This is a genomic window from Martinezella sp. CNPSo 3732, assembly GCF_057784515.1.
In genome coordinates this window covers 69,698-95,425 of the sequence record NZ_JBXSOO010000008.1, presented here as the reverse complement: position 1 = coordinate 95,425, position 25,728 = coordinate 69,698, and the positions used below count along the sequence as shown (strand labels likewise).

The window sequence follows — 25,728 nt, the reverse complement described above, 5'->3', positions numbered from 1 at the left end:
TTCTCTGTGGCATTCCATTCGGATCCGGGGCGGCGCAGACATTATTATGACGAGCGGCGCAGCGGCGTCCGGTAAAACGATAGCACCGTACCGTCATGATTTTCGAGCGGATTTTCCTCATCGAGGTCTTCAGCAAGGAAGCTCTGGATGGCGTCAAACACGGGTGCGGCGCTGACGATGCGCCGGTGCCCGAAGCCATTGGCCCAGAAGAGACGGACATGCGCGCCCTCGGCGGCATAGCTGCGCGCATGCTCGGGGCTCACTTCCTTGTCGTCCTCGGCATGGATGACGAGAACCGGCCGGCTTGGATCGAGCCGGCCGCGCTTCTGGTCATAGGAAGCAAGTGTCCTGCCCGTTATCAGGCGAACCTCGTCTTCCAGGGCCGCCTGGGTCGCAGGCCCGAGCCGCATCAGACGGCCAAAATCCTTGAACAGCCAGCCCATGGCGCTCGGCGCACCGATCAACACCAGCTTGCCTGGCCGAATCGGCTCGATATCAGGCAGAAAGCCTGCAGATGCCAGCGCCAGGGATGCACCGCCAAAAGAATGCCCGATCACGGCATCGAAGGCTCCGAAACGGGCCGACGCCGCGGCAATGGTGGAGACGGCCAAACGCACATTCAAGAACCGCCCGCCCGAGCGACCATGGCCGGGCAGATCGAGTGAGATCACTTCCGCACCACTATCGGCAAGGAATGCAGCCAGTTCGGACATGTATTCACTGCTGGAGCCCCAGCCATGGACCACGAGATAGCGCCTGCGCGGTCCCTTGGCTCCGCCGTTGAAACGGTAAGCCACAGCGCGGCCGCCCGGAAACGGCAGCATCACCTGCTCTGCCGCGAGAAGACGCTGCCTGCCCTCCATATGCGCCGCCTTGGCCTTCGAGCCACGCGGCCGACGCGATGGCGTCAGACAGAAAAGCCGGAAAGCCGCCTTGCCGGCGAGCCGCGGAGACAGCCTTTCGAGACCGGCGAGACCCGACCGGGTGACCTTGAGCGCAAAGGATGGCATAGTGGGAATCCGATAATGTTCAACTATGAACAATAAAGTACAACGATGAACAAAAATCAATCCCTTCCCTGGGACCATCCGCGTTTTCGAAGCTGGATCGCCGTGGCGCGCGCCTGCCAGCTGATGCAACAATCACTCGGACGGGCATTGGCGCATCTCGACATCAAGCCGCCGCACCTCGACATTCTCGTCAACCTGTTTCGCTTTGAAGGCATCTCCCAGCAGGAGCTTGCGCGCAAACTATTGGTCGGTCGCTCCAACATGAGCATGCTGTTGCCGCAGATGGAAAAGCGGGGACTGATCGAACGGCGGGGCGATCGTCTCGACAAGCGGGTGCTCCGCCTCTACCTGACCGAAGAAGGGCGGCGCGTGACTGAGGAAGCCATGACCATCCAGACCGCGCTCATCGACCGGATGCTCTCGGATGCGCCGATCGAAGAGTGCGAAGCGATCACTGTGCATATGGAGCGCGTCGTCAGCCTCCTGATGCAGGAAGAGCGTGAACCGCTGGAGCCCGTTGGCGATCAATGATCGCCGGCGGAGCGCGCCGAAGGAACGACCCGGTTCAACGAGGCGAATTCCCAGATCGCAACGACGACGAGCACGGCCGTGGCGAGAATGCCGAGCTGATAGACCACAACCATCGGCAGGGTGAGGAGCAGCAACGCCAGCCCGACGAGCCCCGCCATATGCGATAGCGGCGGCCGGCCGGTGGTCACCCCTTTGAACCAGAGATTTCCAAGCAGGAAGACCGCCGGTCCGCCCAGAATGGCGGCCGCCGCGTGCATGTCGGCCGCGTCGCGGGGATGCGCGAACAGGAATTCATCGCCGACGACGCTCAGGATAATGCCGGCGAGGATCGGAATATGCGCGTAGGTGAATGCCTGCCGCGCGAGGCTGCCGGGCGTATCGTCATGTTCGATGCGATGAGCCGCCCTTTCATGACCAAACTGAAAATAGATCCACCAAAGTGCGACCGTACCGACGAAAGCAATGACGAACACCGCCACGATCAGCGGCGTCACCGGCTGCTCGGCAAAGGTCTTGCCGGCCTGCAGCACCGCTTCGCCGAGGCAGATGATGATGAAGAGTGCGCAACGTTCGGCCAGATGCGCGCCCGACACATTCCAGTCCGCCGTCGTCGATTTGCCAAGCCCGGGGACCCGGAAGCCGAGTGCAGGGGCCGAATATTCTATGACGAGAGCGATCAGCCAAAGCCCAATACGAGCCTCGCCTTCCATCAGCGCGCCTGATATCCAGAAGATGCCGGACAGGATCAGCCAGCTGGTGATGCGCAGAAAATTGCGATGGTTGGCCGCGCTGGCATTCTTGAGGGCGTAGACCGTAAACAGCGAACGCCCGACCTGCATGAAGACATAGGCGCCAGCAAAAAAAATTGCCTTCTCACCAAAAGCCTCTGGAATAGCGGCGGAAAGGATAAGTCCCGCAAACATCAGCGTAAACAGCATGATGCGCACCGGCATGCGGTCCGGATCGAGCCAGTTCGTCACCCACGCGGTGAAAACCCAGACCCACCATACCGCGAAGATCAGCATGATGGCTTCGAGCGCGCCCAGTGGAGTGAAATGCTCGGCCAGCGCATGCGCAAGCTGCGAGATCGAGAAAACGAAGACCAGGTCGAAAAACAGCTCGACGAAGGAAACCTTACTCTCGTTCTTGCTGCCCTTGGCGCGAAGCCAGTTTTCCCTACCCCCAAGGATCATGCTTGCGTCCCCGTCCGTTACTGGAGTTTGCTAGTGCGACCTTCCAACCGGGTCGCGGCTGAGACCTTTTTCCTTCAACTCAGCCTCATAGGCCGCGAAAAGCTCCTGGCCCTTTTCTCCAAGCTCACGCAGATAAGACCATGTGAAAATGCCTGTGTCGTGCATGTCGTCGAAGCCGATGCGGACGGCATAGTTGCCGGTCGGCGTCATCGACATGATGCCGACATTGCGCTTGCCCGGCACGGTAACCTTCTGTCCCGGTCCATGTCCCTGGACCTCCGCGGAGGGGGACAGCACCCGCAGCATCTCCGCCGGCAAATCGAAGCTCACACCGTTGTCGAACGTCACCAGCAGGTGATGGCGGTCCTTAGAGACCCGCAATTCGGTCGGCCAAACGTCACTCATCGAATTTCCCATGTCTTTCAGTGTGTTTCCGAGAATTATGCCGCTACACGTTCACACGCAAGCATAATTGAAAGGCATTTTCCTTGACGCAACAATCGCCTATGCACACATTAGCAGTGTGATGGAGATTTGAGTGAATAGCATTGTTGGTACGATAGGCGGCGCCTCGCCGCTGGCTGCGGACAAGAACCCGATGATTGACCCTTTCGGGCGCGCGGTCACCTATTTGCGTGTTTCCGTCACCGACCGCTGCGATTTCCGCTGCACCTACTGCATGGCCGAGCACATGACCTTCCTGCCCAAGAAGGATCTGCTGACGCTCGAAGAACTCGACCGGCTCTGTTCCGCCTTCATCGCCAAGGGCGTGCGCAAGATCAGGCTCACCGGCGGCGAACCTCTGGTGCGCAAGAACATCATGTTTCTGGTCCGCAAGCTCGGCGAGAGCGTGCAGAACGGCGCGCTTGACGAATTGACCCTCACGACAAACGGCTCGCAGCTCGCCCGCCACGCCGAAGAGCTTTACGATAGCGGCGTCCGGCGCATCAACGTGTCGCTCGATACACTGGATCCCGATAAATTCCGCACGATCACCCGCTGGGGAGATTTCTCCAAGGTCATGGAAGGCATCGACGCAGCGCAGAAGGCCGGCCTGAAGATCAAGCTCAATGCCGTCGCGCTCAAGGGCTTCAACGATACCGAAATTCCCGACCTGCTGCGGTTCGCGCATGGCCGCGGAATGGACCTGACCGTCATCGAGACCATGCCTATGGGCGAGATCGACGAGGATCGCACCGATCAATATCTCCCGCTCTCCCAGTTGCGCGCTGATCTCGAGCGTCAGTTCACGCTGACGGACATCCCCTACCAGACGGGCGGCCCTGCCCGTTACGTCGAAGTCACAGAGACCGGCGGTCGCCTCGGCTTCATCACGCCGATGACCCATAATTTCTGCGAGAGCTGCAATCGCGTGCGGCTCACCTGCACGGGCACGCTCTATATGTGCCTCGGGCAAAACGACGCGGCCGACCTGCGCACGGCGTTGCGCGCGAGCGGCGATGACGCCCTGCTCCATGCCGCGATAGACGAAGCCATTACGCGCAAGCCCAAGGGCCATGACTTCATCATCGACCGCACGCACAACCGCCCAGCGGTCGCGCGCCACATGAGCGTCACCGGCGGCTGAATTAAATCGAGACAATCTACATGCAGCTTGAGCTTATTCGCAACGCGACGCTGAAGATCACCTATGGCGGCCAGGTGTTGCTGATCGACCCTTACTTTGCACCGCGCCACAGTCTCCCGCCCTTCACCGGCCGCTCTGCCAATCCGATGACGGAACTGCCACGCTCGATCGACGACATTCTCCAGGGCGTCGAGCTGGTGATCGTATCGCATCTGCATACCGATCATTTCGATGCCGTGGCCAAGGAGCGCGTGCCGAAAACACTGCCGATCCTGTGCCAGCCCGGTGACGAAGGACGTATCCGCGACGCCGGCTTCACAAGCGTCACGCCGCTTGCGCAATCGATCGTTTGGCAAGGCGTGACAATCACGCCGAAGCAGGGCAGCCACGGCGTTGGGCCAGTGGTGGAAAAAATGGGGCCGGTCATCGGTTTCACGCTGGAAGCTGCCGGCGAACCCACCGTCTATTGGGCTGGCGACACCGTGCTTTACCCTCCGGTCGCCGAAACGATCCGTGAATTCTCCCCCGATATCATCGTCACCCATTCCTGCGGCGCCCGTTGGGATGGCGACCTGATCGTCATGGACGACAAACAGACGCTCGAAGTCAGCCGCCTCGCCCCGCAAGCGACCATCGTCGCGACTCATATGGAAGCACTCGATCACGCGACCGTCACGCGCCAGGATCTTCGCCAAACCGCAGAGGCAGGCGGTCTCGATCCCTCGCGGCTGCTCATTCCTGCCGATGGTGATACGCTCCATCTCGGCCGGTAAATCGCTCGCAATTCATCAGTCGCGATAGCAAGCTTCAATCGAAAAGCGCCGGACCATTGGCCCGGCGCTTTTCGATTCATGATGGTCTTTCTATCGATGCAGCCTTACGCAGCGCGGTAACGTGCATCCGCATTGCCATAGCTCGCATGCTCCGCCTCGCCATCGCCGGTGCGGAAGCGATCGATCTTTTCCGAAAGCATGTCCACGCGCTGGCGCAGGCCATGGATCTCCGCATTGTTCTCCTCGACCATCGCCGCGTTCCGCTGCGTGATCAGCTCGACTTCGGAAACCGCGCGGGTGACTTCCTCGATACCGGTCGATTGCTCGGTGGTCGCCGACGAAATGTCGGCAACGAGCCTCTGAACGCCGGTGACATGGTTGATGATCTCGGTCAGAGCTGCGCCGGTCTGCTCGACCAGATGAACGCCGTTCCGCACCTGGGTGGAGCTTGCGGAAATCAAGCCCTTGATCTCCTTCGCCGCATTGGCACAGCGTTGCGCAAGTTCACGCACCTCCTGGGCGACAACAGCAAAGCCGCGACCCGCCTCGCCGGCACGGGCAGCCTCGACGCCGGCATTCAGAGCGAGGAGGTTAGTCTGGAAGGCGATCTCGTCGATGACCCCGATGATAGTGGCGATCTTCTCCGACGAACGGTTGATCTCGCTCATGGCACCCACAGCCTTGGCAACGACTTCGCCCGATTGGGTCGCATAGGCCTGCGTCTCGTTGACGGAGGTCGCCGTCTGCCGTGCACGATCGGCGGTCGAGCGCACAACGTCGCTGAGGCGATGCAGTGCCCGCGAGCTTTCCTCGAGGGCGGCAGCCTGCTGCTCGGTGCGCCGCGCCAGATCATCGGCCGACACGGCGAGGTTGCCGGTGCCGCCCTTGATCTCCTCTGCCGTGTAGCGCACGTCCGTCAGGGTCTCACGGAGAGCCTCGACGGCGTGATTGTAGGTGAAGGCCATTTCCACGAAGTCAGCCGAAAGGTCCTCGCGCATGCCCTCTTCCAGATTGCCGTCGGCAAGCTTGGCGAGAACGTCGGCCAGCGCATTGAGCGCCTGCTTCTGCTCGGCTTCGATGCGGGCGCGCTCGGCAGCGCGGCGCGCGGCCTCTTCCGCAGAGAGCGCACGGGCGCTTTCGGCTTCCCGCTCCAGCCGGACATTTTCAAGCGCGGCATCGCGGAAGACGCTGACGGAGCGTACCATGTCGCCGATCTCATCGCCGCGATTGCGGCCGTCGATCGCGACTTCCAGGTCGCCGCTCGCAAGGCGCGTCATCACGTCGGCGACGCGCTTCAGCGGACCGCGCAGGGTTTCCACGAGCATGAGGCCGCCGATGATGGCAAGCAGCGTGCCGACGATCATGGCGATGACCGAGACATTGGCCGAGCGCTCGCTATCTTCCTTGCCGAGTTCCTGTGCCTGGGCAACGAAACCACGCAACGAGGTCATCGCATCGGCCAGCAGGCTGTTGGACTGAATGCGCGTCGTCTTCCAGTCGGCTGCCGTCTGCAGCAGATCGGCCGATCCATTGGTCAAGCCCTCGATCAGCGGTTTCATGTGAGCCGCAAAATCACGCATGGTGGCGTTGGTCGGGCCGAGCTCCGAAATCCTTGCAGCTATGCTCTGCAGATCCTTGAGATCCGCAAGTACCGGTTCGCGTGAGGCTGCATCGCGAACGTTTTCCATGCGCGAGGCATGCAATATCAGGCGATCGACGAGACTAAGCGCCTGATCGACATGATCCAGAAGCTCCTTTTGGCCATCGATGATCTTGTCCAGGCTGACAAAACGATCGGCGGCGGTATCGCTGTTCTTGGCCGACTGCAGGGTCATCTCGCCTTCGATCTTCACGAAGCTCTGCAGGATCGGCCCCATCGCCTCGACCTTCTGGTCGGGCGTGCCGGAGCCCTTCAATACGGCATCGAGCTTGTCTGCAGCATCGGAGGCATTGGCGACGAGGCTGGCGCCGCGCTTGGAAACCAGCGCCTTGGAGACTGTCACCTGCTTCAGGATGGCATCGGCATAGGTGCGCGCGTCCGAAATCTCTTCGGTGGAGTCGGCAGCCATCTGCACCTGGATGCGCAGATTGCTCATCTTCTCCGACAGGCCCTTATAGGCGGCGGCATCGTAAAGCAGCTCCTTGGCGAAGGTTTCCTTGTCGCTGAAATCCTTGCGGATGATGTCGATCTGCTTGCCGGCGGCCTTGGCGGTCGCCTCGACGTTTTGCACCGTCTTCCGGATGGTTTCGACGTCGCTGTCCTGCTTCTGTTTGATAGACCAGAGCGTTGCTTCCTGCGTGCGCATCTTGGCGGCAAGCTCGGTAACCGGAATGATCTTGGCGCGCTGATCGTCACTGAGCAACCCGCTCAGGCGACGGACACCCTGTTCCTGGGCGTCGATCTTGTCGGCCAACGCCTGACGCGTCTCCTCCGAAGGCGACCCGGTGAATTCCTGCAGGGCGGCCTGCAGGTTCTCGAAGTCGCTGATATTTTCGATCGTGGCGCGCGTCACGGTCATATGACCGTTCAGAATATTGGCCGTGTGATAGCCCACCAGGCCGACGCCAGCGATGAGAACCACCAGAGGCACCACGAAAATAAGGACTTTGGTGACAATCCTGCGGCCTTGCAAAAGACGATCAATGAAAAACATGCGGCGCCTCAACGGGATTATAAAAATCTCCAGCGAAGGCGGGATCGTCATTCCTGCTGCGCTGCGGTAGGTGCTTCTGCCTCATGCAAAACCGCAGAGAGCCTCGGGAAATAAGATTGAATAAGCATTAATCTCCGACCTAAAAGCCTTTGCATCGGCAAAAAATATGCAACCGCTGTATCATTCCGCGACCACAGCGCGAAAAATTACGTCGATAGATGACAGATCTCCCGCAATGCACAATGGAATTTGACTGCCGCTCAACTGATTTCAACTTCGGCCGAAACACAGCCGATTCCAATTTGCTGAAAACGGCGCTAATCCAGATGGGTATATCGGGGGACTCATCTTTCTCATGCAACTGACCAAGAACACGCAGGGCGCGCTCTTCATGGCGGCCTCCATGGCCGGCTTCTCCTGCAGCGATGCGCTGTCCAAGACGGTCATCGCCACGATGAATGCAGGCGAGATCATCTTCATCCGCGGCTTGTTCACGAGTTTTTTCGTCTACCTGCTCGCTCGGCGAATGGGTGGCCTGCGCAATTGGCGCGTCATCCTGCAGCCGATGATTGCATTGCGCATCGCCTGCGAAGCTCTGGCGGCAGCAACCTACATCACCGCTCTTGGAATGATGCCGATCGCCAATGCCTCCGCTATCCAGCAGGCTGTTCCGCTTGCCGTGACGCTTGGCGCGATGATTTTCTTGAAGGAGCCAGTGGGATGGAGGCGATGGACGGCCATCGCCGTCGGCTTCGTCGGCGTGCTGATCATCATCAGGCCCGGCCGGGACGGATTCACGACGGCTGCCCTCCTTGCAATCGCCTGCATGTTTGCGACCGCCGCCCGCGATCTGGCGACACGCTGTATTGACAAGAATGTGCCGTCGCTGATGGTCACGCTCTGCACCGCTATTTCCATTTCCATATTCGGAGCATTGTGCATCATCCCCTTCGGCGGCTGGCAGCCGGTGAGCACGACATCGCTGCTGCAGATCCTGCTGGCCTCCGTTCTGGTGCTGATCGGCTACCAGGGCGTCATATTGGCCATGCGCACCGGCGAAATCTCTTTCGTCGCGCCGTTCCGTTATCTCAGTCTCATCTGGTCGGCCCTGCTCGGATTGATCGCCTTCGGCGAAGTGCCGGACGGATGGTCTGTCTTCGGCGCGACGATTGTCATCGCCTCCGGTATCTATACTTTCTATCGCGAAAGCAAACGGCGGGCGGCGGAACCCATCGCGCAGGAATCAGAACCCCGCGTTCCCGCCTAAGGTCGCAATCATGTCCGACTTCATCTCCAACCCGGAAGATATTCCCGTCGTTCTGCTTGCCGGCGGCCGCTCCAGCCGCATGGGCGCGAATAAGGCCTTTGCACTACTCGCCGGCGAAAGCTTGCTCGTTCGTATCGCGTCGAAGATCGGGCAGCGGCAACGCAAACCGATCGCACTGAATGCGGATGCCGATTGGCCTGACGCCATAGGGATGCGGCTCATTCCGGACAGAATTCCCGGTAAGATAGGGCCGCTTGCAGGTGTGCTCACCGCGCTGCAGGACGCGCTATTGCGCTACCCTGAGGTCTCGCATATCGCTACCATCCCCATAGACAGCCCTTTCTTTCCTTCCGACCTTGTCCAGCGCCTTGCCGATGTCCTTCATGGCCCCGACGAGATTGCCATTGCCGCATCCCTTGGTCAGGATCATCCTGTTTTCGGTCTCTGGCCCGTTTCCGCAGCCGCAGATCTGGAACAATGGATCGCTTCCGACGAAAAGCGGCGCGTGAGAGATTTCCTCGCCAGGCATAAGGTGTGGCGGGTGAAGTTTCCCACGGTCGAAACGGCAATCGGGCCTCTCGACCCCTTCTTCAACATCAATACACCAGCCGATCTCGCCGAAGCGGAGACATGGCTGGCAGCTTTGGAACGCACATCATGACGAAATCTCGGCCCAAGATCTTCGGCATCGCCGGCTGGAAGAATTCCGGCAAGACGGGGCTTGCCGTGAGGCTGGTCACGGAATTCACCCGGCGCGGCTATCGCATCTCGACCATCAAGCATGCGCATCATGATTTCGATATTGACAAGGTGGGCGCCGACAGTTTTCGTCATCGCGAGGCCGGCGCGCATGAAGTCACCATCGTTTCAGGCACGCGCTATGCCATCATGCACGAATTGCGCGGCGCCCCCGAACCGAGCTTCGAAGAAATACTGGCACGTCTCGCCCCTTGCGACCTTGTTTTGATCGAGGGTTACAAGCGCGAACCCATTCCGAAGATCGAGGCGCGCCGGCTGGAAGCGGCAAAGCGCGAACCGCTCGCGCCGCAGGACCCTCACATCGTCGCCATCGCTGCCGATCATCCAGTTGAAGACGCCGGTTCGCTCGCCGTTTTCAACCTCGACGACACGGTTGCCATCACCGATTTCATCGCTGCAAAAGTAGGTCTCGACGACCATCCGAAATGAGAAAGGCCGCCGGTTTCCCGACGGCCCTGCCCTTAATGTGGTCTGATATTTACTGGTTGGACGCGACCGGGCGCACCAGCGGCGTGATGCGGCGAATGGTGACGCGGCGGTTTTCCTGCGACGGGCCGAGCGTATTCACCTTGAGATACTGCTCGCCATAGCCCTGGGTGACCAGGTTTTCGGCAGGAATGCCGTAGACATCCGTCAGCACGTTGGCGACCGATTCCGCGCGTTGGTCCGACAGGATCAGATTGCTCTGGGCCGAACCCACGGCATCCGTATGCCCCTCGATCAGGAAGGTTTCTGTCGGATCGCGCTTGATGATCTTCGACATGCCATCGGCGACACCGCGAAGGGTGCTCGCCTGCGACATCGGAATTTCGGCGCTGCCCGTTGCGAAGGTGATCGTGTCGAGGTCGATACGGCGGATCTTGTCTCGGATACGAGCCGAATAGCGGACTTCGTTGACCGAATAGATACGCTCGACCGGCTCGACCGGCGGCTCGCGCAGGAAGTCGTAATAGTCGGCATTGCGATTCGATGCCGTATCGATGATGTACTGGCTCAGCGGAATGAGCAGGCGCATCGGCGGCAGATCTTCACCCGGATCGCGGTAGTAGTCGTCATTGTCAGGACGATTTTCCAGTTCCGGCGAGTAGAACAGCACATATTCGCGACCGCTGGAGTCAATGCGCGAGCGCTGGATGATGTCGCCGTAGCGGTTGCGGATCGTCACGACGCGATCGCCGTCGGGCTGATCGATCGTCTCGCGATAGCGGTCACGCGGCAGTTGTTCGTAGACCGGCCGCTCGCCGCCTCGAATGAAGCGCTCGCTATCATCGTGGCGAACGACATAGGTGTTGTCGACATTCACGATGGTCCGGTTATCCTGATTGATGATGGTCTGGACCGTCGTTCCCTGCGGCGGCACGAAATCCGGCCGACGATCGATGCGGCGACCCTGCTCGCTGGTCACGGCTTCCATTTTGACTGGAGGTTGCGGCTGACCGCCGGCTGCCGCGCGCTGCGCCTCGGCGTCAGAAGTCGGCGGCTTGGTGTAAGCGGCCGGCGGCTGTTGAGCCGGGGCATTCTGAGCCTGCCCGTTCGGTTGGACCTGTCCCGCCTGTCCGCGACCACCCTGCGCACCCGGAGCACCGGGATTTTGACCATTGTTCAGGTGATCGCCCCGACGAACCGCCCCCTTCTGGCTGTCGAGAACCGCGCTGCCGTTTTCGACCGGTAGGATGACCGGGCCGTTGGCGGAAGCCGGGTTCTCGGCGATCTTCTTGCGGCGTTCCAGTTCCTGCGGCGAAACCTGCTCGGCCGGAGGTACCTGGATTTCGCCGGCCTGCTGAGCATTGCCATTGGCGGCAGGAGGCGTTGCGCCGCCCTGTGCCGGCGTCGCGGCGCCATTGGCCGGCTGCTGCTTGCCGGGCTGCGGCGTTGCCGGGTTACCAGCCTGTGCGGGTTGTCCCTGCGGCGTGCCCTGTTGGGCTGGCTGCTGCGGATTGGTGGTGGGCTGCTCGCCCGGCTGCTGATTTAGCGGCTGTTTGCCGTGAGTTTTATCGCCACCCTGCTTCTGCCCCTGCTGGGAGCCAGGAGTCGCCGGCGTCCCGGGCTGGGTTTCAGGCTGTGCCTGCGTTCCCGGCTGTGCCTTGTGTCCCTGAGCGGGTTCACCGGCGGGCGCCGGCTGCTGCTCGGCGGGTTGCTTTGCCGGCGCCTCGGTCTGACCTTGCGGCTTAGGATGGGCGTTCTGTTCGGGCTGTGCCTGCTTTCCAGGCTGGGCCTCCTGATTCGGCTGTTCGCTGGCGGCGGGAGCTTGCTTCTCGGCCGGCGCCGGTTGCTGTGCCTTCGCACCAGGCTTAGCCTTCGGCGGCTGGGCTTCCGGCTGCGCTTCCGTAGCTGGCTGCTGCTCTACCTTCGGCTGCGGCGCTTCGGCCGGCTGCTTGGCTTCAGGCTGCTTGGCCTTCGACTTCGGCTGCGGTGCTTCTGGCTCTGCCTGGGGAGCGACTGCCTTAGGCTGCGGTTTAGCTTCGGGCTGTGCCTGAGGCTGCTGTTCGGCCGGTTGCTGTCGCTGCTTCTTCGGTTCGGGCGGAGCCTCTGCGGCCGGCTGCTGCTTCTGCGGCTTCGGCTGCTCCTGCTCCGCGGGCTGCTGGTGTTCGGCCTTCGGCGGCTGGGCTTCCGGCTGTTGCTGCTTCGGCGCCTTCTGCTGCGGCTCGCCTTCTGGCTCGGCCTGCTTCATCTGGTGCTGCTGCTCGCCGCCACCTTGATGCTTCTGCCCCTCTCCACCTTCAGCTGGCTTCTTGTGCTTGAGCTGCTCTTCATCCGGCTGAGCTGCAGGCGCCTCCTGTTGGGCTACCTCGAAACTTGCGTCTGCAGCAGTCGCGGCTACGTCGACGATGCCATTGCTAGGCGGTGCGATGGGCTGTTCACGAAGGGCCGCGGCCGCTGCCGGCTCGAAGGCGAGCGATAGCGAAAGCAGCGGAAACGCGGCGCTGGCAAATAGTCTGGATCGCTTTCCCATAGGGGTCTCCTCTTATGATCTTTGTCCGCCGAATTGCGAATCTCAGCGGCAAGGCGATTGCCTCAGGAACCCGGCCAATTTTCGGTTCTCATGAGGCTGAATCGCGGCAAGCCGCTATATGTTCCCGCACTATTAGGTTGCCGCAATTAACCCTGGCTGAACGCAGCGGATGGTTTTCGTTCAGATTTCCCTGTGGCGGGCTTGCATTGCGACGGCATTGCGCAAAGGCAGATTGCCTTCGTAATTCCAGTTGCATTTTCCAGAAAAAAAGTACGAATATCGCCGCAAGGCGGGCCACCGGCCCGCTCCACTCGAGCCGTCTGCCAAAAACAATAATCGGCTGCCGGCCACCAACAGAGAGGGTCAATATGCGCATCTCCACTCGTCTTCTTGCCGCCGCGTCCTTCGCCGCAATGTCGCTCGTCGCCGGTGCGGCACTTGCCGACGGCGACACGATCGTCTTCGGCACGGACGCGACCTACCCGCCTTTCGAATCGCTTGACGCCGGCGGCAAGTTCATCGGCTTCGACATCGATATAACCAATGCGCTTTGCGATCAGATGAAGGTCAAGTGCACCTTCGTGAACCAGGATTTCGACGGCATCATTCCGGCCCTGCAGGCCAAGAAGTTCGACGCGATCATCTCGTCCATGTCGATCACGCCCGAGCGCGAGAAGATCGTCGACTTCACCAACAAGATCTACAACACGCCGCCGGCAATCGCTGTTCCGAAGGACTCCGCGCTCAAGGAAGCGACCGACGAAGCCCTGAAGGGCAAGACGATCGGCGCACAGTCCTCCACGACCCATGCCAACTATGCGTCTGCCCACCTGAAGGATGCCGAACTCAAGCTCTATCCGTCGGCCGATGAATACAAGCTCGACCTCAGCAACGGCCGCATCGATGCAGCCATCGATGACGTCGTCGTGCTGTCCGAATGGGTGAAGTCCGATGCAGGTAATTGCTGCAAGATGCTCGGCACGCTGAAAAGCGACCCGGTCATCAACGGCGTCGGTGCGGGCATTGCCATCCGCAAGGGCGATACAGCCCTCAAGGATAAGCTGAACGCCGCGATCGCCGCGATCCGCGCCGACGGCACCTACAAGAAGATCCAGGACAAGTATTTCGATTTCGACGTCTACGGCGATTGATCGCCCGTCGATTCCCTGGGAAAAGACGACGGCGGAAGCTTGCCCTTCCGCCGTTTTTGTTTGACAACGAGAAGAATATAAGCAGAAACGCGGCAAAAGCCGCTAGGGGAAATACAGCATGAGCGGATTGTTTTCCGCCCTTGGTTCCTTGTGGACCTGGTTGAGTACGATTTTTGACCCGTTATGTGGTCCGGCCGGACTGTTCACTCTGTTCGGTCAGAATACGATGCTCGCCTGCGGTGACACAGGATGGGGCGATGAGCTTGCCGGCGGGTTGAAGATTACCATCACCGTTTCGGTTCTAACGCTGCCGCTTGGCATCGTCATCGGCTTCTTCGTGGCGCTCGCGCAGCAATCTGAAGAGAAATCGCTGCGGCTCGCCGCCGGTGTCTTCACGACGATTTTCCGTGGTCTGCCGGAGCTGCTGACGCTCTTCATCATCTACTATGGCATGCAGATCCTCTTGCAGTCCGTGCTCGCCAAATTCGGTTATAACGGACCCGTTGAAATCAATGCCTTCGCGGCCGGCATGGTGGCGCTGGCAATCGTCTTTTCCGCCTATTGCTCGGAAGTCCTCCTCTCTGCCTTCAAGGCCATTCCCAAAGGCCAGTATGAGGCAGGCGACGCCCTTGGATTCCACAGGGCCCGAACCATGCGGCTTATCATCGTGCCGCAACTCGTGCGTATTTCCCTGCCAAATCTCGGGAACCTCTGGATGAACCTGCTGAAGGATACGTCTTACGTGTCCATCATCGGTCTCGCCGACATCATCAGGCAGACAGGGATCGCCGTCCGTGCCACCAAGGCGCCCTTCACCTTCTATTCCATCGCCTGCCTGTTTTATCTGACGCTGGCCGTCATCTCTTCCGTCGGCCTCTTCTATCTCGATCGATGGGCTAAACGTGCGGAGGTCCATCGATGAGCCATGCTGAAGTTCTGATCGCCGCGCAGCCGGCACCCCCGAAGACGGTCACGAAGCTGTCCAAGGCGCGTATCGCCGGTTATTTCTTTCTGACCCTCTGGGCCATTCTCGGTATTTCGCTGCTGGCAATGATCGTCTTCGGCTGGGATCTCGATAAGGTCATGACATATGGACCCAGGCTTCGCAACGGTCTCTGGATCACCGTCGAGCTGGTCGCCACATCCTTTATCCTAGGCGCGATCCTCTCGATACCGCTGGCTTTCGCCCGCATGTCGAGCAACAAATTTCTGAGCACGCTGACCTATTGCTATGTCTATCTGTTTCGCGGCACGCCGCTGCTGGCGCAGATTTTCATGGTCTATTACGGCTTTCCGAGCTTTCGCTGGTTTTTCGAGGATGTCGGCCTCTGGTGGTTCTTCAAGGACCCCTTCTATTGCGGCGTCTTCGCCATGACGTTGAATACGGCCGCCTATCAGACGGAAATCGTCCGGGGCGCCATTCAGAGCGTGCCGAAAGGCCAGCGGGAAGCGGCCAGTGCGCTTGGTATCCATACCTGGATTGCCTTCCGCAAGATTATCATTCCCCAGGCGCTCATCGTGGCGCTGCGCCCCTATGGCAATGAGATCATTCTGCTGATCAAGAGTTCGGCAACCGTTTCCATTATCACGGTCTTAGACCTGATGGGCGAAACACGCTACGCCTTCTCGCGGACCTACGACTACCAGATCTATCTCTGGGCGGCGATCTTCTATCTCGTGATCGTCGAACTCATGCGAAACGGCTGGGCATGGATGGAACGCGGGCTGACACGGCACCTCAAGCGCTGATCCCGCCAAGGCTGCGCCTGGGCGCAGCCTTGGCAGCACTCCCATACAATCGCTGCTAATGCATTGATTTCTGTGAATAAATTTCCTTCATGACATTTTTATAAAGCTTGAGTTTACCATCTCCTGTTTCCATATTTGAGTGACCATGAGTCACGAACAAGAATGGGAACGGAAAGAGAAAGCTCATGCATAACGACATGCAAAAGCAGTTGCAGGGTTATGGGTTGACGACGGCGCAGATCTTCTACCGCCTGCCCGATCATCCGCAATTCCTGCAGACCTATATCTGGCAAGATTATGATCTCGCCCCGAACTTCCCGGAAATGCGCGGCTTCTTGAAATTCTGGCAGGAAACGCTGGATGGCCCGCTGCATTCCGTGCGCTATGTCCATCGCAAGCTGATTTCAGCGACCGAATGGCGAGCTGTGAAGGGCGAATTCATCCTGCACTAGCCGCGTTGAGCCTTTGGCACACCGGTGCGCCGATTGGGCGAGACGGCAAGCATTGCAAAAGCCGATCAAGCGCCTTAATGCCTGCGTGACGAATGGAAGGGCTGTCACTCATGGCAAAGAAGAAGATCGACGAAGACGCGCTTGCGGAAGCCTATAACCGGGCACTGGAACTGGAGAAGGCGGGCGATATCGACGCCGCCGTTCAGGCCTATGAGAAGGTGCTGGCCCTCGACCCTGAAGACCATGGCGGCGCGGCCGTCCGCATTGCCTCCATGGGCCGCGGCGAGACGCCGGTGAAGGCGCCGGACGCCTATGTCGAGACGCTCTTCGATCAGCATGCCGAAGTTTTCGAAGATGTGCTGGTGGAGCAGCTCGGCTACCATGTTCCGGTCCTCGTTCGCCAGCGCCTGCAAGCCCTCGGCCTCGGCCCCTTCAAGCGCATGCTCGACCTCGGCTGCGGCACGGGCCTGACGGGCGGCACTCTGCGCGATATCGTCGAGGATATCACCGGGATCGACATTTCCGAGAACATGGTCGAAGTCGCCCATGAGAAGGACATCTACGAGACACTCTTCGTCGCCGAAGTCGAGGATTTCCTCGACGACAACGATGAGGATGCCTTCGATCTCATCACCGCGACGGATGTCCTGCCCTATCTCGGCGCGCTGGAGCCTCTCTTCTTCGGCACAGCCGAAAACATGACGCCGGGCGGCCTCTTCATCTTCTCTTCGGAAACCCTGCCTGAGGCGGTCATGGCCGGACGCCCCTATATGGTCGGCCCGCATCAGCGCTTCGCCCATTCCGAAGCCTATGTGCGCGAGCGGCTGACTGCGACCGGCTTCGAACTCGTCGAAATCACCGACATCAACGTCCGCATGGAAGATGGCCAGCCGACGCCGGGTCATCTGGTCATCGCCCGTCGTCTCGCCGATTGAGGCGAAATACATCACATCGAAAATAGTTACCCATTTGGATAACTATTTCCTTGCGCGGCGACCGGCGAGCTGATACTTAGCCATTCTGGTAAGTATCAGCTCGAACCTTGATATCGGAAAGGTCGCCGCATGTCCCTTATTCTCTACCAGCATCCCCTCGCCTCGTTCTGCCACAAGGTGTTGATGGCGCTCTATGAAAACGGGACGCCATTCAAAAGCCGTATCATCGATCTCGGCAATGCGGAATCGCGCGCCTCGCTTGTGCGCCTCTGGCCTCTCGCCAAGTTTCCAGTCCTGCGCGATGAAGCACTCGACAGCACCGTTCCCGAGACCAGCATCATCATCGAATATCTCGACCGGCATTATCCCGGCGCAACGCAGCTGTTGCCGACCGAACTTTCGGATGCCCTGTGCGTTAGGCTCTGGGATCGCTTTTTCGACCTGTATGTGCAGGAGCCGATGCAAGCGATTGTCGCCGACGTGCGCCGGGCGGAACAGGACCAACGCCCGCAAAGCGTCGCCGAAGCCGAGACCTTGCTGCGCACTGCTTATGGCATGATCGAAAAACAGCTGAACGGAAAAACTTGGATCACCGGAGACAATGTGACCATGGCGGATTGCGCCGCCGCACCGGCCCTATTTTACGCCGAAACGCTCGTTCCCTTCGGCGAGGAGCATGGCCGGCTGAAGGCCTATTATCGGCGCCTCCTTGAGCGCCCCTCCTTCGCCCGCGTCCTGCAGGAAGCAATGCCTTATTTCCATATGTACCCATATAGCGACAAACTGCCGGCGCCGTTCCGGCCGGGAAAACCGAATGCTTGAGGAAACACAGGCGCTCGACCGCATGTTCCAGGCCCTCTCCGACCAGAGCCGGCGCGGCATGATCGACCGGCTCGGACGTGGACCGGCCTCAGTCACGGAACTGGCACAGCCGCTCGACATGGCACTGCCAACTGTGATGAAACATCTGCAGGTGCTTGAGACGAGCGGGCTGGTGCTGTCGGAAAAGGCTGGACGAGTGCGCACCTATCATCTGCGCAAGGAAGCGCTGGCAGCCATCGAGCGCTGGATCGCCGAGCGCAAGGCATCCTGGAACCGGGCCTTCGACCGGCTCGACCTCTTTCTCGCTGATACATCGACGGAGACGACGGACGAATGAGCATAAGATCCACAGATCATACGACGATCACCATAGAGCGTCATTTCAAAGCACCCCTGCCCAAGGTCTTCAATGCCTGGGCAATACCGGAGCAGAAGCGGCAATGGTTCGGCTGTCATGATGATTGGAAGCAGCTGGAGTTCCAGCTAGATTTCCGTGCCGGCGGCAGCGAAAGCAATCGCGTCGCCTCAACCGAGGGCGTCATTCATGCCTATCAGGCGCGCTATATCGACGTCGTCCAGAACGAGCGTTTCATCTATGCCTTCGACATGATGCTCGGCGACGTCAGAATCTCGGTATCGCTGGCAACGGTCAGCTTCGCTCCCGAGCCCGGCGGCACGAAAATGACCTTCGTCGAACAGGTCGCGTTCCTCGACGGCTACAGCGACAACGGCTCGCGGCTGATGGGTACGGAAATCGGCTTCGACAACCTCAAGCTCTATGTCGAGGGAGACGATAGCAGGCCGAACTAAAGCTATTCCAGGAAAAGTGCGTAGCGGTTTTCTGTCCGGAATTGCGTAAAAACAAAGAGCTAGAGCGTTTTCGCGATTAAGAAAAGCGGAAAAGCTCTAACCCCGTGCATCACCGAGGATTGCCGCCAGCAGCTGCCCTTCGAGCTCTGCGAGCGCCGGATTGCCATGGCGGCGCGGATGCGGATAGGGAATGGCAAGATCGAGCACGATCCTGCCCTCGTCCAGCACCACGACCCGATCAGCCAGATGCACGGCTTCGCTGACATCGTGAGTCACGAGCACAGCGGTAAAGCCGAGTTCACGCCAGACGCGGTTCAGCAGTTCCTGCATGCTGATGCGGGTCAAAGCATCCAGTGCACCGAGCGGTTCATCGAGGGCAAGGATACCGGGTTTGCTGACGAGCGCTCGGGCCAGCGCCACGCGCTGCTTCTGCCCGCCGGAAAGGCTGGACGGCCATTCGCCGGCTTTCTCGGCAAGCTGCACCTCGGAAAGAACGGATGCCGTCTCCTTGCGCGAGATATCCTGCGGCACACCCTCGCCCAGGCCCACCGCAACATTGTCCGCGACCGAAAGCCAGGGCAGCAGCCGCGGCTCCTGAAAGACGATGCGGGTATTGGGCTGTGTGTCACCGCCATCGACCGCTTCGAAGCGCAAATGGCCGGCGCTCGGCTCTTCCAGCCCCATCAGAATGCGCAGCAACGTGCTCTTCCCACAGCCGCTTTTACCGATGACGGCGACGAATTGGCCGGCGGGAATATCAAGATCGATGCCACGCAGGACGCGGTTGTTGCCGAAACTCTTCTCCAGACCCTTGATATGGATGGCTGCAGCGCCCGTAACCTGCGAGGCGACATTTTTATCTTCCGCCCGTGGGCGATCGAGTGTGTTGACGCTCATCGGAAGCTCCTCAATTCTGATAGGCCGGATTCCAACGCAAGGCCCTTCGCTCGATTGCCCGCGCAACGACATCGGCGAGCTTGCCGAGGATCGCGTAGATGACCAGCGTCAGCACCACGACATCGGTCATGCCGAACTCGCGGGCATTGTTGGCCATATATCCGATGCCTGACGATGCGGCGATCGATTCAGCGACGATCAACGTCAGCCACATGATGCCGAGAGCAAAGCGCAAGCCGACGAGAATGGACGGAAGTGCGCCGGGGAAGATGACCTTCCGGAACAGCGTCCAGTTGCTCATGCCGTAGACCCGTCCCATCTCGATCAGCCCGCGATCGACATTGCGCACGCCGTGGTAGGTGTTGAGATAGATCGGGAAAAGCACGCCGAGCGCCGTCAGGAACAGCTTGGATTCCTCGCCGATCCCGAACCAGAGAATGACGAGCGGCACCATGGCGAGATGCGGAATGGTGCGCAGCATCTGCAACGTCGTATCGGTCAATTGCTCCGACAGCCGTGACACGCCGTTGGCGATACCGAGCAGGAAGCCGATCGAGCCGCCGACCAGCAGGCCAGCAAAGGCGCGGCCGGCGCTGACGAGGATATTGTTCGGCAGTTGCCCGGAGATCGTGGTTTGCCAGAAGGCGACCACGACTGCCGCCGGCGACGGCATAATGCGGTTGGAGATCCATCCAAGCGACGAACCCAGCTGCCATGCCGCGATGACGACAACAGGAAGCAGGAAGGGCAGGAATCTCTGGAACGAGATGCCTTGCCGCGCGACCCTGGTCTGGCGCGTGCGTCGTTCCGAGGCCACGCGGGCGAAGGACGTGTCGAATGCCGACATGGGAATCTCCCTTTGATCTGGCGTTACGAGCCGGACACGACCTTGAGATTGCCGCCATGGCTGCCGCCCGCGAAAATCTGCTTTGCGCCGAACTCGTTGCGGAACCCGGCGCGCTGCTCGTCACGCTTCAATCCTAGCTCGGGGAAGAGCAGCTCGGCCACACGATAGGCTTCCTCCAGATGCGGATAGCCGGAGCCGATCACGGTTTCGATGCCGAGCTCCTGATATTCCCGCAACCTTGCAGCCACCGTCTTCGGCGATCCCACAAGCGCCGTACCCGCTCCGGCGCGCACCAGGCCGACACCGGCCCAGAGGTTCGGCGAAACTTCGAGCTTGTCGCGGCGACCGCCATGCAGCGCGGCCATGCGCTTCTGGCCAACGGAATCGGACTGATTGACGAATTGCTCCTGCGCTTCGCGGATTGTCTCGTCGTCGAGCTTCGAAATCAGCTTGTCGGCCGCAGCCCATGCCTCTTCGTCCGTCTCGCGAACAATGAAATGCAGGCGGATACCGAAGCTGACCTCACGTCCGCGCTTGGCAGCTGCGGCGCGAACCTTTGCGATTTTCTCTGCGACCAGCGCTGGCGGCTCACCCCAGGTCAGGTACTTATCGACGCGACCGACGGAGAATTCGATACCCGCATCCGACGATCCGCCGAAATAGAGCGGCGGGCGCGGTGCCTGCACCGGCGGCAGGCCGAGCCGCGCATTCGTCGCCTTGATATATTTTCCTTCGAAGGTGGACGACCCCGTCTCCAACAGCTCCTCCCAGACATGGAAGAATTCATCGGCATGGGCGTAGCGTTCGTCATGCTCGAGGTGAATACCGTCACCGGCGAGCTCTGCCGGGCTGCCGCCAACGACGATGTTGAGCAATACGCGGCCGTTTGAAACGCGATCAAGCGTCGAGGCGAGACGGGCGTAATAGGCGGGCGAGGCCGTACCCGGGCGGATAGCGACCAGAAACTTAAGCTTCTGCGTATGCGCCGAGAGCGCCGCAGCCGTCACGAAGGATTCTTCACAGGAAACACCGGTCGGCAAAAGCACGCCCGTATAACCCAGCCGATCGACTGCCTGCGCGATCTGCTGGAGATAGCCGATCTCCGGGCCGCGGTTGAGATCGGCCGTACCCAGATAGGTGCCGTCACCGGAGGTCGGGATGAACCAGAGAAAATCGATGGGGTTTGCGGTCGCGGTCATGAAGCTTTCCTGCTTTCTGGATGCGCGTGGTCGGGAGCCACCTCCCGATGTTCGATCCGGATAATGGCATAGACTATCGATTACATCGACAATATGGATTTTCTAATTGTCGGCGTTTGACGAAATATTTTGCCCATAAAGTCCACGCCCGTAGTGTGACGGGCACAGACGATATCCATGGGTCTGGTCAGCCTCAGCTCGCCTTTGGTCGCCAGACGATGTCCGTGACATTGAGCTTCTTCGGAACGATGCCAAGATTATAGAACTCGTCAGCCAGCCCTTGCTGATAGGCGATCGCCGCATCCGTAATGGTGGAGACGCCGCCAAGATTTGCACCCGGACGCGTCAGTGTCACCCGCGTCACCTCAGCCGGGACACCGGTGATTTCGGACAGGGCCTTAACGGTGCCGTCCAGATTCGATTGCGCCGCGGCCCCGACCTTGGCCAATTCATCGATGACATCGATGATGACCTGCGGGTTGCGCTTGGCGAAATCGCCATTTGCCAGGAAATAGCTGAAGGAATCGACGATGCCCCGCGCCGTCGCCAGGATGCGCGTATCCGGATCAGCCTCTGCAATGGCAAGATAGGGATCCCAGATCGACCAGGCGTCGATCGCGCCCGTCTTGAACGCAGCGGACGCATCCGGCGGTGCGAGATCGAGCGGCTGGATATCGGTGATCGTCAGCCCACCTTTACGAAGCGCCTTAACGGTGACGTTGTGGGCGCTGGAGCCACGCTTGAAGGCAACCTTCTTTCCCTTGAGGTCGGCAAGCGTCTGGATCGGCGAATCCTTGCGCACGAGAATGGCGGAGCTTTCGGGACTGCCGGTATAAAGGCCGACATAGAGCAGATTGCCATTGGCAGCCTGCGCAAACAGCGGCGGCACGTCGCCCGTGGCGCCGAAATCGAGAGCACCGGCGCCGAGAGCTTCCAGCAGCGGCGGCCCGGATGTGAATTCCGACCATTCCACGGATATGCCGCGATCGGAAAGCCGCTTCTCCAATGCCCCTTGACGCTTCGCCAATGCCAATACGCCGTTCTTCTGCCAGCCGATCCGAAGCGTCGTCGCCGCGGCCGCGCGTGACTGTCGAGCGGAAGGCAAAGCGAAAGCAGCCGCCGTCGCACCGAGAAGGCCGAGTGTCTGTCTGCGCGAAATCATCGAAGATCCCTTTTCATGTGGCCCCGGCGCTTCCGCGGCCATCGGCTCGTTGTCGATAGCCTAAGATCGCAAATCCATAGATTATATCGACAAAGGAAATTATGAAGATTCGCAACAGCAGCGAAATTCCATTCCAATAAATGAATAAAACGGAAATCAGATTTCAAATCACATGCCATGGTGACAAGTTGGCCGACAAATCGGTCTTTCGTCTCCCTGGCCTTTCGGCTAAGCCTTCGAAACAAATTCGGTCACGGAGTTATGAAATGGCAAAGGTCTCGTTCATCGGCATGGGCGTCATGGGCTATCCCATGGCCGGGCATTTGAAGGTCAAAGGCGGGCATGATGTCACCGTCTATAACCGCACCACCGCCAAGGCAGAGGCATGGGCCAAGCAATATGACGGCAAATTCGCCCCTACTCCGGCCGAAGCCGCTGCAGGCGCCGATTTCGTCTTCACCTGCGTCGGCAATGATGACGACCTGCGCTCGGTGACGACGGGTGAAAACGGCGTCCTTTCAACAATGAAGGCGGGTTCTATTCTTATCGACAACACCACCGCAAGCGCCGAAGTCGCTCGCGAGCTCTATGCCGCCGCCGGGGAAAAGGGCGTCGACTTCATCGACGCCCCGGTTTCCGGTGGACAGGCAGGCGCGGAAAACGGCGTGCTGACCGTCATGTGCGGCGGCGATGAAGCTGTATTCGAAAAAGCCCGCCCCGTCATCGACGCCTATGCGCGCATGGTCGGTCTGATGGGGCCGGTCGGCGCGGGACAGCTGACCAAGATGATCAACCAAATCTGCATTGCCGGCATCGTCCAGGGCCTAGCCGAAGGCATACACTTCGGCAAGCAGGCGGGGCTCGATATCGAGAAGGTCGTTGAGGTCATTTCCAAGGGAGCTGCGGGTTCCTGGCAGATGGAAAACCGCCACAAGACCATGAATTCAGGCAAATATGATTTCGGTTTTGCAGTGGACTGGATGCGCAAGGATCTCGGCATTGTGCTGGAGGAAGCCCGCCGCAACCAAGCCAAACTGCCGCTCACCGCCCTCGTCGACCAGTTCTACGGCGACGTCCAGGCGATGGGAGGAAATCGCTGGGACACCTCCTCGCTGCTCGCGCGCCTGGACAAGAAGTAAAAGGCTGCCGGGAAATCAACAGCTTCTGCTGAGCGCCTCATGAGAGCGGCGCTCAGTCTATGTCAGTCCTCGTTGGACTTGGCATTTTCCAGCAGCATGTAGTCAAGCGGCAGTTCCGTCGAATACTTGATCTGCTCCATCGCGAAAGCCGAGGAGACATCGCGGATTTCGATCTTGGCGATCATGCGCTTGTAGAAGGCGTCGTAAGCAGCGATATCAGGGACGACGACGCGCAGCAGATAGTCGACATCGCCGCTCATGCGATAGAATTCGACCACTTCCGGGAAATCGGCGATTACTTCCGAAAAGCGTTTCAGCCATTCGATCGAGTGGCTGTTGGTGCGGATGGACACGAAAACCGTGACCTTCGTGTTGACCTTCTCGGGGTCGAGCAAGGCCACGCGACGGCGAATGACGCCATCCTCTTCCATCTTCTGAATACGGCGCCAGCAGGGCGTCGTCGAGAGACCGACCTTCTTGGCAAGATCGGCTACGGCCAGAGTGGAATCCTCCTGCAGCAGGCGCAGGATTTTGCGGTCAAGACGGTCCATTTAAAGCATCCCTTCGAATTATATTCTCTCTATAGCGTATTTTTAGCGATAGAAAAGAAACTTTTTCTCAAGGAAGCAGGCTTTTCACACGTTGTTGCAAAACGGGAAGCAACTCGGCCTCGAACCATGGGTTGCGTTTCAGCCAGCCGCTGTTGCGCCAACTCGGATGCGGCAATGGCAGGACCGACGGCGACCTGTTGGTTAGAAGGTAGCGCCGCCACTGTGCGACCGTCTCGGTCATCGAACCCATGCGCCCCGCCCCAAGATGCCAAGCCTGCGCATATTGACCGATCGTCAGGATCAACTCGATCTGCGGCATCGCATCCATCGCCCGCTGCCGCCATAATGGCGCGCACTCTTTGCGCGGCGGCAGATCGCTTCCCGCCTTGTCATAGCCCGGAAAGCAGAAGCCCATGCCCATGATGGCGAAATGATCCGGATTGTAGAAACTCTCGCGATCGACGGCGAGCCACTGACGCAAACGGTCACCCGAGGCATCGTTAAATGGCAGGCCGCTCTCGTGAACGCGCAATCCCGGGGCCTGCCCTGCGATGAGTATCCGCGCAGTCGACGATAGTGTCGCAACCGGACGCGGCTCATGCGGCAGGCGATTTGCCTCACCCTTGACCGGCGCGTCCCGACAGAGACGGCAGGCCGCAATCGCCGAACGCACGATTTGCAATTCGCTCTCCTGCTTCATGGGGCGCTCCATCCGACAAGCTGGCGCAAATAGCCGAACCATCCGGCAATCGGATCATCGCTATTGTCATGCGCCATACGCTCCTCGCGCCGATAGTCGCCAGGCTTCTCGAAATCACTGGCCCAGAGCCCGGCCTTCGCCTGCCGTGCGCTCCGCTCCTCGCTGGCATAAGCACCATAGGAAATCGCCATACCATTGCGCACCATCGCGGCATTGATATCGACATCGCCGGCGACACATGTCACCAACAGGCGACCATAGCGATCCCTCTCCCGCCCTCGGCATTCGGGCCCTCCGGTCTTAATCATTGTGGCAAGCGCCTTGCGTGCTTCTTCGCCGCAGGCCCAATCCCCGCCATTGCGTTGGCAGTGCTGCCGATATTCGGGAGCATCGATACCTTTCAGCCTCAAGCGCTCGCCATTGGCGGAAAGCGTGTCTCCGTCAATGACATAAAAGCTGCCGTTTTGAACGATTTCCGGTCGATTGTTCATCTTCAACGCGAATATTGCAAGAATGGCAAGCAGTGCGAAAGTCACCACGCCGTCACGAAACAGGCGGCGCGACCGCATCACGTTGTTGCCTCCTT

General features: G+C 59.8%; 27 protein-coding genes. 15 read left to right on the top strand and 12 right to left on the bottom strand.

The window, feature by feature from the left end:
• Positions 1–44 precede the first annotated feature (44 nt).
• Positions 45–1,010: an alpha/beta hydrolase gene (locus AC13RM_RS16075; RefSeq protein WP_374817229.1), complete on the bottom strand. Its 966-nt coding sequence runs from the start codon at positions 1,008–1,010 to the stop codon at positions 45–47.
• A gap of 45 nt (positions 1,011–1,055) precedes the next feature.
• On the opposite strand from AC13RM_RS16075, the gene AC13RM_RS16070 reads away from it, so the two are divergent.
• Positions 1,056–1,541 carry a MarR family winged helix-turn-helix transcriptional regulator gene (locus AC13RM_RS16070; protein ID WP_285173998.1) on the top strand — a complete coding sequence of 162 codons (486 nt, stop codon included), beginning with the start codon at positions 1,056–1,058 and terminating at the stop codon, positions 1,539–1,541.
• On the opposite strand, the gene AC13RM_RS16065 is transcribed toward AC13RM_RS16070, so the two are convergent.
• Both AC13RM_RS16065 and AC13RM_RS16060 read right to left on the bottom strand, forming a co-directional pair.
• The gene (locus tag AC13RM_RS16065; protein ID WP_374817231.1) at positions 1,535–2,734 is read right to left on the bottom strand and encodes a low temperature requirement protein A; all 1,200 of its coding nucleotides are present in this window, start codon (positions 2,732–2,734) and stop codon (positions 1,535–1,537) included. The two genes, AC13RM_RS16070 and AC13RM_RS16065, sit on opposite strands and share 7 nt — an antisense overlap.
• Before the next feature lie 30 nt (positions 2,735–2,764).
• Complete coding sequence (locus tag AC13RM_RS16060; RefSeq protein ID WP_113229901.1) at positions 2,765–3,139, bottom strand: gamma-butyrobetaine hydroxylase family protein; 375 nt, start codon at positions 3,137–3,139, stop codon at positions 2,765–2,767.
• A 133-nt stretch (positions 3,140–3,272) separates the two neighbouring features.
• Here AC13RM_RS16060 and moaA point away from each other — a divergent pair, with 133 nt between their 5' ends.
• Together moaA and AC13RM_RS16050 are read left to right on the top strand one after the other, a co-directional pair.
• Positions 3,273–4,322: a GTP 3',8-cyclase MoaA gene (moaA, locus tag AC13RM_RS16055; RefSeq protein WP_113229698.1), complete on the top strand. Its 1,050-nt coding sequence runs from the start codon at positions 3,273–3,275 to the stop codon at positions 4,320–4,322.
• A gap of 20 nt (positions 4,323–4,342) precedes the next feature.
• Positions 4,343–5,095 (top strand): MBL fold metallo-hydrolase, encoded by a 753-nt coding sequence (locus AC13RM_RS16050; RefSeq protein WP_374817234.1) that lies wholly within the window; start codon positions 4,343–4,345, stop codon positions 5,093–5,095.
• A gap of 104 nt (positions 5,096–5,199) precedes the next feature.
• Here AC13RM_RS16050 and AC13RM_RS16045 read toward each other — a convergent pair whose 3' ends face one another.
• Positions 5,200–7,749 (bottom strand): methyl-accepting chemotaxis protein, encoded by a 2,550-nt coding sequence (locus AC13RM_RS16045; RefSeq protein WP_440477722.1) that lies wholly within the window; start codon positions 7,747–7,749, stop codon positions 5,200–5,202.
• A gap of 355 nt (positions 7,750–8,104) precedes the next feature.
• Between AC13RM_RS16045 and AC13RM_RS16040 the strand changes: the two genes are divergently transcribed.
• Genes AC13RM_RS16040 through mobB form a run of 3 tightly spaced genes read left to right on the top strand, consistent with a single transcriptional unit; the run spans position 8,105 to position 10,204 of the window.
• Positions 8,105–9,016: a DMT family transporter gene (locus AC13RM_RS16040; RefSeq protein WP_285174007.1), complete on the top strand. Its 912-nt coding sequence runs from the start codon at positions 8,105–8,107 to the stop codon at positions 9,014–9,016.
• A 10-nt stretch (positions 9,017–9,026) separates the two neighbouring features.
• Entirely contained in the window at positions 9,027–9,677 is a 651-nt protein-coding gene (mobA, locus tag AC13RM_RS16035) for a molybdenum cofactor guanylyltransferase MobA (protein WP_285174008.1), read from the top strand.
• Positions 9,674–10,204 carry a molybdopterin-guanine dinucleotide biosynthesis protein B gene (mobB, locus tag AC13RM_RS16030; RefSeq protein WP_285174009.1) on the top strand — a complete coding sequence of 177 codons (531 nt, stop codon included), beginning with the start codon at positions 9,674–9,676 and terminating at the stop codon, positions 10,202–10,204. The genes mobA and mobB overlap by 4 nt, the downstream gene beginning before the upstream one ends.
• Positions 10,205–10,253: 49 nt before the next feature.
• On the opposite strand, the gene AC13RM_RS16025 is transcribed toward mobB, so the two are convergent.
• Positions 10,254–12,728, bottom strand: a complete 2,475-nt coding sequence (locus tag AC13RM_RS16025; RefSeq protein WP_488555274.1) for an OmpA family protein — start codon at positions 12,726–12,728, stop codon at positions 10,254–10,256.
• Positions 12,729–13,096: 368 nt separating this feature from the next.
• Here AC13RM_RS16025 and AC13RM_RS16020 point away from each other — a divergent pair, with 368 nt between their 5' ends.
• From AC13RM_RS16020 to AC13RM_RS15985, 8 genes are all read left to right on the top strand, one after another.
• On the top strand, positions 13,097–13,879 hold the full coding sequence (locus AC13RM_RS16020; RefSeq protein WP_113229691.1) for a lysine/arginine/ornithine ABC transporter substrate-binding protein: 783 nt from the start codon (positions 13,097–13,099) through the stop codon (positions 13,877–13,879).
• Between the two features lie 118 nt (positions 13,880–13,997).
• Positions 13,998–14,801: an ABC transporter permease gene (locus tag AC13RM_RS16015; RefSeq protein ID WP_113229690.1), complete on the top strand. Its 804-nt coding sequence runs from the start codon at positions 13,998–14,000 to the stop codon at positions 14,799–14,801.
• Positions 14,798–15,628 (top strand): ABC transporter permease, encoded by an 831-nt coding sequence (locus tag AC13RM_RS16010; RefSeq protein WP_113229689.1) that lies wholly within the window; start codon positions 14,798–14,800, stop codon positions 15,626–15,628. The genes AC13RM_RS16015 and AC13RM_RS16010 overlap by 4 nt, the downstream gene beginning before the upstream one ends.
• A gap of 185 nt (positions 15,629–15,813) precedes the next feature.
• Positions 15,814–16,080 carry an usg protein gene (locus AC13RM_RS16005; protein ID WP_112334673.1) on the top strand — a complete coding sequence of 89 codons (267 nt, stop codon included), beginning with the start codon at positions 15,814–15,816 and terminating at the stop codon, positions 16,078–16,080.
• Between the two features lie 110 nt (positions 16,081–16,190).
• Positions 16,191–17,015: a class I SAM-dependent methyltransferase gene (locus AC13RM_RS16000; protein WP_285174016.1), complete on the top strand. Its 825-nt coding sequence runs from the start codon at positions 16,191–16,193 to the stop codon at positions 17,013–17,015.
• A 129-nt stretch (positions 17,016–17,144) separates the two neighbouring features.
• Complete coding sequence (locus AC13RM_RS15995; RefSeq protein ID WP_374817249.1) at positions 17,145–17,837, top strand: glutathione S-transferase family protein; 693 nt, start codon at positions 17,145–17,147, stop codon at positions 17,835–17,837.
• Positions 17,830–18,174 (top strand): ArsR/SmtB family transcription factor, encoded by a 345-nt coding sequence (locus tag AC13RM_RS15990; protein ID WP_374817251.1) that lies wholly within the window; start codon positions 17,830–17,832, stop codon positions 18,172–18,174. The genes AC13RM_RS15995 and AC13RM_RS15990 overlap by 8 nt, the downstream gene beginning before the upstream one ends.
• Complete coding sequence (locus AC13RM_RS15985; RefSeq protein WP_488555273.1) at positions 18,171–18,647, top strand: SRPBCC family protein; 477 nt, start codon at positions 18,171–18,173, stop codon at positions 18,645–18,647. Before AC13RM_RS15990 ends, AC13RM_RS15985 begins: the two co-directional genes overlap by 4 nt.
• Before the next feature lie 96 nt (positions 18,648–18,743).
• On the opposite strand, the gene AC13RM_RS15980 is transcribed toward AC13RM_RS15985, so the two are convergent.
• The 4 genes from AC13RM_RS15980 to AC13RM_RS15965 form a co-directional block, all read right to left on the bottom strand.
• Positions 18,744–19,544 (bottom strand): ABC transporter ATP-binding protein, encoded by an 801-nt coding sequence (locus AC13RM_RS15980; protein ID WP_285174020.1) that lies wholly within the window; start codon positions 19,542–19,544, stop codon positions 18,744–18,746.
• Between the two features lie 10 nt (positions 19,545–19,554).
• Positions 19,555–20,391, bottom strand: coding sequence for an aliphatic sulfonate ABC transporter permease SsuC (gene ssuC / locus AC13RM_RS15975; RefSeq protein ID WP_285174021.1), 837 nt, complete (start codon positions 20,389–20,391; stop codon positions 19,555–19,557).
• 23 nt (positions 20,392–20,414) lie between these two features.
• Positions 20,415–21,590 (bottom strand): FMNH2-dependent alkanesulfonate monooxygenase, encoded by a 1,176-nt coding sequence (gene ssuD / locus AC13RM_RS15970; protein WP_285174023.1) that lies wholly within the window; start codon positions 21,588–21,590, stop codon positions 20,415–20,417.
• 193 nt (positions 21,591–21,783) lie between these two features.
• Positions 21,784–22,752 carry a sulfonate ABC transporter substrate-binding protein gene (locus AC13RM_RS15965; RefSeq protein WP_285174024.1) on the bottom strand — a complete coding sequence of 323 codons (969 nt, stop codon included), beginning with the start codon at positions 22,750–22,752 and terminating at the stop codon, positions 21,784–21,786.
• Positions 22,753–22,892: 140 nt separating this feature from the next.
• On the opposite strand from AC13RM_RS15965, the gene AC13RM_RS15960 reads away from it, so the two are divergent.
• Positions 22,893–23,891, top strand: coding sequence for an NAD(P)-dependent oxidoreductase (locus AC13RM_RS15960; RefSeq protein ID WP_285174025.1), 999 nt, complete (start codon positions 22,893–22,895; stop codon positions 23,889–23,891).
• 62 nt (positions 23,892–23,953) lie between these two features.
• Here the strand turns inward: AC13RM_RS15960 and AC13RM_RS15955 are convergent, their stop codons facing one another.
• From AC13RM_RS15955 to AC13RM_RS15945, 3 genes are all read right to left on the bottom strand, one after another.
• On the bottom strand, positions 23,954–24,442 hold the full coding sequence (locus AC13RM_RS15955; protein WP_069613098.1) for an Lrp/AsnC family transcriptional regulator: 489 nt from the start codon (positions 24,440–24,442) through the stop codon (positions 23,954–23,956).
• Positions 24,443–24,509: 67 nt separating this feature from the next.
• Positions 24,510–25,142, bottom strand: coding sequence for a uracil-DNA glycosylase family protein (locus AC13RM_RS15950; RefSeq protein WP_488555272.1), 633 nt, complete (start codon positions 25,140–25,142; stop codon positions 24,510–24,512).
• Entirely contained in the window at positions 25,139–25,714 is a 576-nt protein-coding gene (locus tag AC13RM_RS15945; protein WP_113230677.1) for a thermonuclease family protein, read from the bottom strand. Before AC13RM_RS15945 ends, AC13RM_RS15950 begins: the two co-directional genes overlap by 4 nt.
• Between the last annotated feature and the right edge of the window lie 14 nt (positions 25,715–25,728).

What these genes read in the sequence shown, in the direction of transcription:
- AC13RM_RS16075 (WP_374817229.1), bottom strand. Translation starts at nt 1,010, where the DNA reads ATGCCATCCTTTGCGCTCAAGGTCACCCGGTCGGGTCTCGCCGGTCTC.
- AC13RM_RS16070 (WP_285173998.1), top strand. Translation starts at nt 1,056, where the DNA reads ATGAACAAAAATCAATCCCTTCCCTGGGACCATCCGCGTTTTCGAAGC.
- AC13RM_RS16065 (WP_374817231.1), bottom strand. Translation starts at nt 2,734, where the DNA reads ATGATCCTTGGGGGTAGGGAAAACTGGCTTCGCGCCAAGGGCAGCAAG.
- AC13RM_RS16060 (WP_113229901.1), bottom strand. Translation starts at nt 3,139, where the DNA reads ATGAGTGACGTTTGGCCGACCGAATTGCGGGTCTCTAAGGACCGCCAT.
- AC13RM_RS16050 (WP_374817234.1), top strand. Translation starts at nt 4,343, where the DNA reads ATGCAGCTTGAGCTTATTCGCAACGCGACGCTGAAGATCACCTATGGC.
- AC13RM_RS16045 (WP_440477722.1), bottom strand. Translation starts at nt 7,749, where the DNA reads ATGTTTTTCATTGATCGTCTTTTGCAAGGCCGCAGGATTGTCACCAAA.
- AC13RM_RS16040 (WP_285174007.1), top strand. Translation starts at nt 8,105, where the DNA reads ATGCAACTGACCAAGAACACGCAGGGCGCGCTCTTCATGGCGGCCTCC.
- mobA (WP_285174008.1), top strand. Translation starts at nt 9,027, where the DNA reads ATGTCCGACTTCATCTCCAACCCGGAAGATATTCCCGTCGTTCTGCTT.
- mobB (WP_285174009.1), top strand. Translation starts at nt 9,674, where the DNA reads ATGACGAAATCTCGGCCCAAGATCTTCGGCATCGCCGGCTGGAAGAAT.
- AC13RM_RS16025 (WP_488555274.1), bottom strand. Translation starts at nt 12,728, where the DNA reads ATGGGAAAGCGATCCAGACTATTTGCCAGCGCCGCGTTTCCGCTGCTT.
- AC13RM_RS16020 (WP_113229691.1), top strand. Translation starts at nt 13,097, where the DNA reads ATGCGCATCTCCACTCGTCTTCTTGCCGCCGCGTCCTTCGCCGCAATG.
- AC13RM_RS16015 (WP_113229690.1), top strand. Translation starts at nt 13,998, where the DNA reads ATGAGCGGATTGTTTTCCGCCCTTGGTTCCTTGTGGACCTGGTTGAGT.
- AC13RM_RS16010 (WP_113229689.1), top strand. Translation starts at nt 14,798, where the DNA reads ATGAGCCATGCTGAAGTTCTGATCGCCGCGCAGCCGGCACCCCCGAAG.
- AC13RM_RS16005 (WP_112334673.1), top strand. Translation starts at nt 15,814, where the DNA reads ATGCATAACGACATGCAAAAGCAGTTGCAGGGTTATGGGTTGACGACG.
- AC13RM_RS16000 (WP_285174016.1), top strand. Translation starts at nt 16,191, where the DNA reads ATGGCAAAGAAGAAGATCGACGAAGACGCGCTTGCGGAAGCCTATAAC.
- AC13RM_RS15995 (WP_374817249.1), top strand. Translation starts at nt 17,145, where the DNA reads ATGTCCCTTATTCTCTACCAGCATCCCCTCGCCTCGTTCTGCCACAAG.
- AC13RM_RS15990 (WP_374817251.1), top strand. Translation starts at nt 17,830, where the DNA reads ATGCTTGAGGAAACACAGGCGCTCGACCGCATGTTCCAGGCCCTCTCC.
- AC13RM_RS15985 (WP_488555273.1), top strand. Translation starts at nt 18,171, where the DNA reads ATGAGCATAAGATCCACAGATCATACGACGATCACCATAGAGCGTCAT.
- AC13RM_RS15980 (WP_285174020.1), bottom strand. Translation starts at nt 19,544, where the DNA reads ATGAGCGTCAACACACTCGATCGCCCACGGGCGGAAGATAAAAATGTC.
- ssuC (WP_285174021.1), bottom strand. Translation starts at nt 20,391, where the DNA reads ATGTCGGCATTCGACACGTCCTTCGCCCGCGTGGCCTCGGAACGACGC.
- ssuD (WP_285174023.1), bottom strand. Translation starts at nt 21,590, where the DNA reads ATGACCGCGACCGCAAACCCCATCGATTTTCTCTGGTTCATCCCGACC.
- AC13RM_RS15965 (WP_285174024.1), bottom strand. Translation starts at nt 22,752, where the DNA reads ATGATTTCGCGCAGACAGACACTCGGCCTTCTCGGTGCGACGGCGGCT.
- AC13RM_RS15960 (WP_285174025.1), top strand. Translation starts at nt 22,893, where the DNA reads ATGAATAAAACGGAAATCAGATTTCAAATCACATGCCATGGTGACAAG.
- AC13RM_RS15955 (WP_069613098.1), bottom strand. Translation starts at nt 24,442, where the DNA reads ATGGACCGTCTTGACCGCAAAATCCTGCGCCTGCTGCAGGAGGATTCC.
- AC13RM_RS15950 (WP_488555272.1), bottom strand. Translation starts at nt 25,142, where the DNA reads ATGAAGCAGGAGAGCGAATTGCAAATCGTGCGTTCGGCGATTGCGGCC.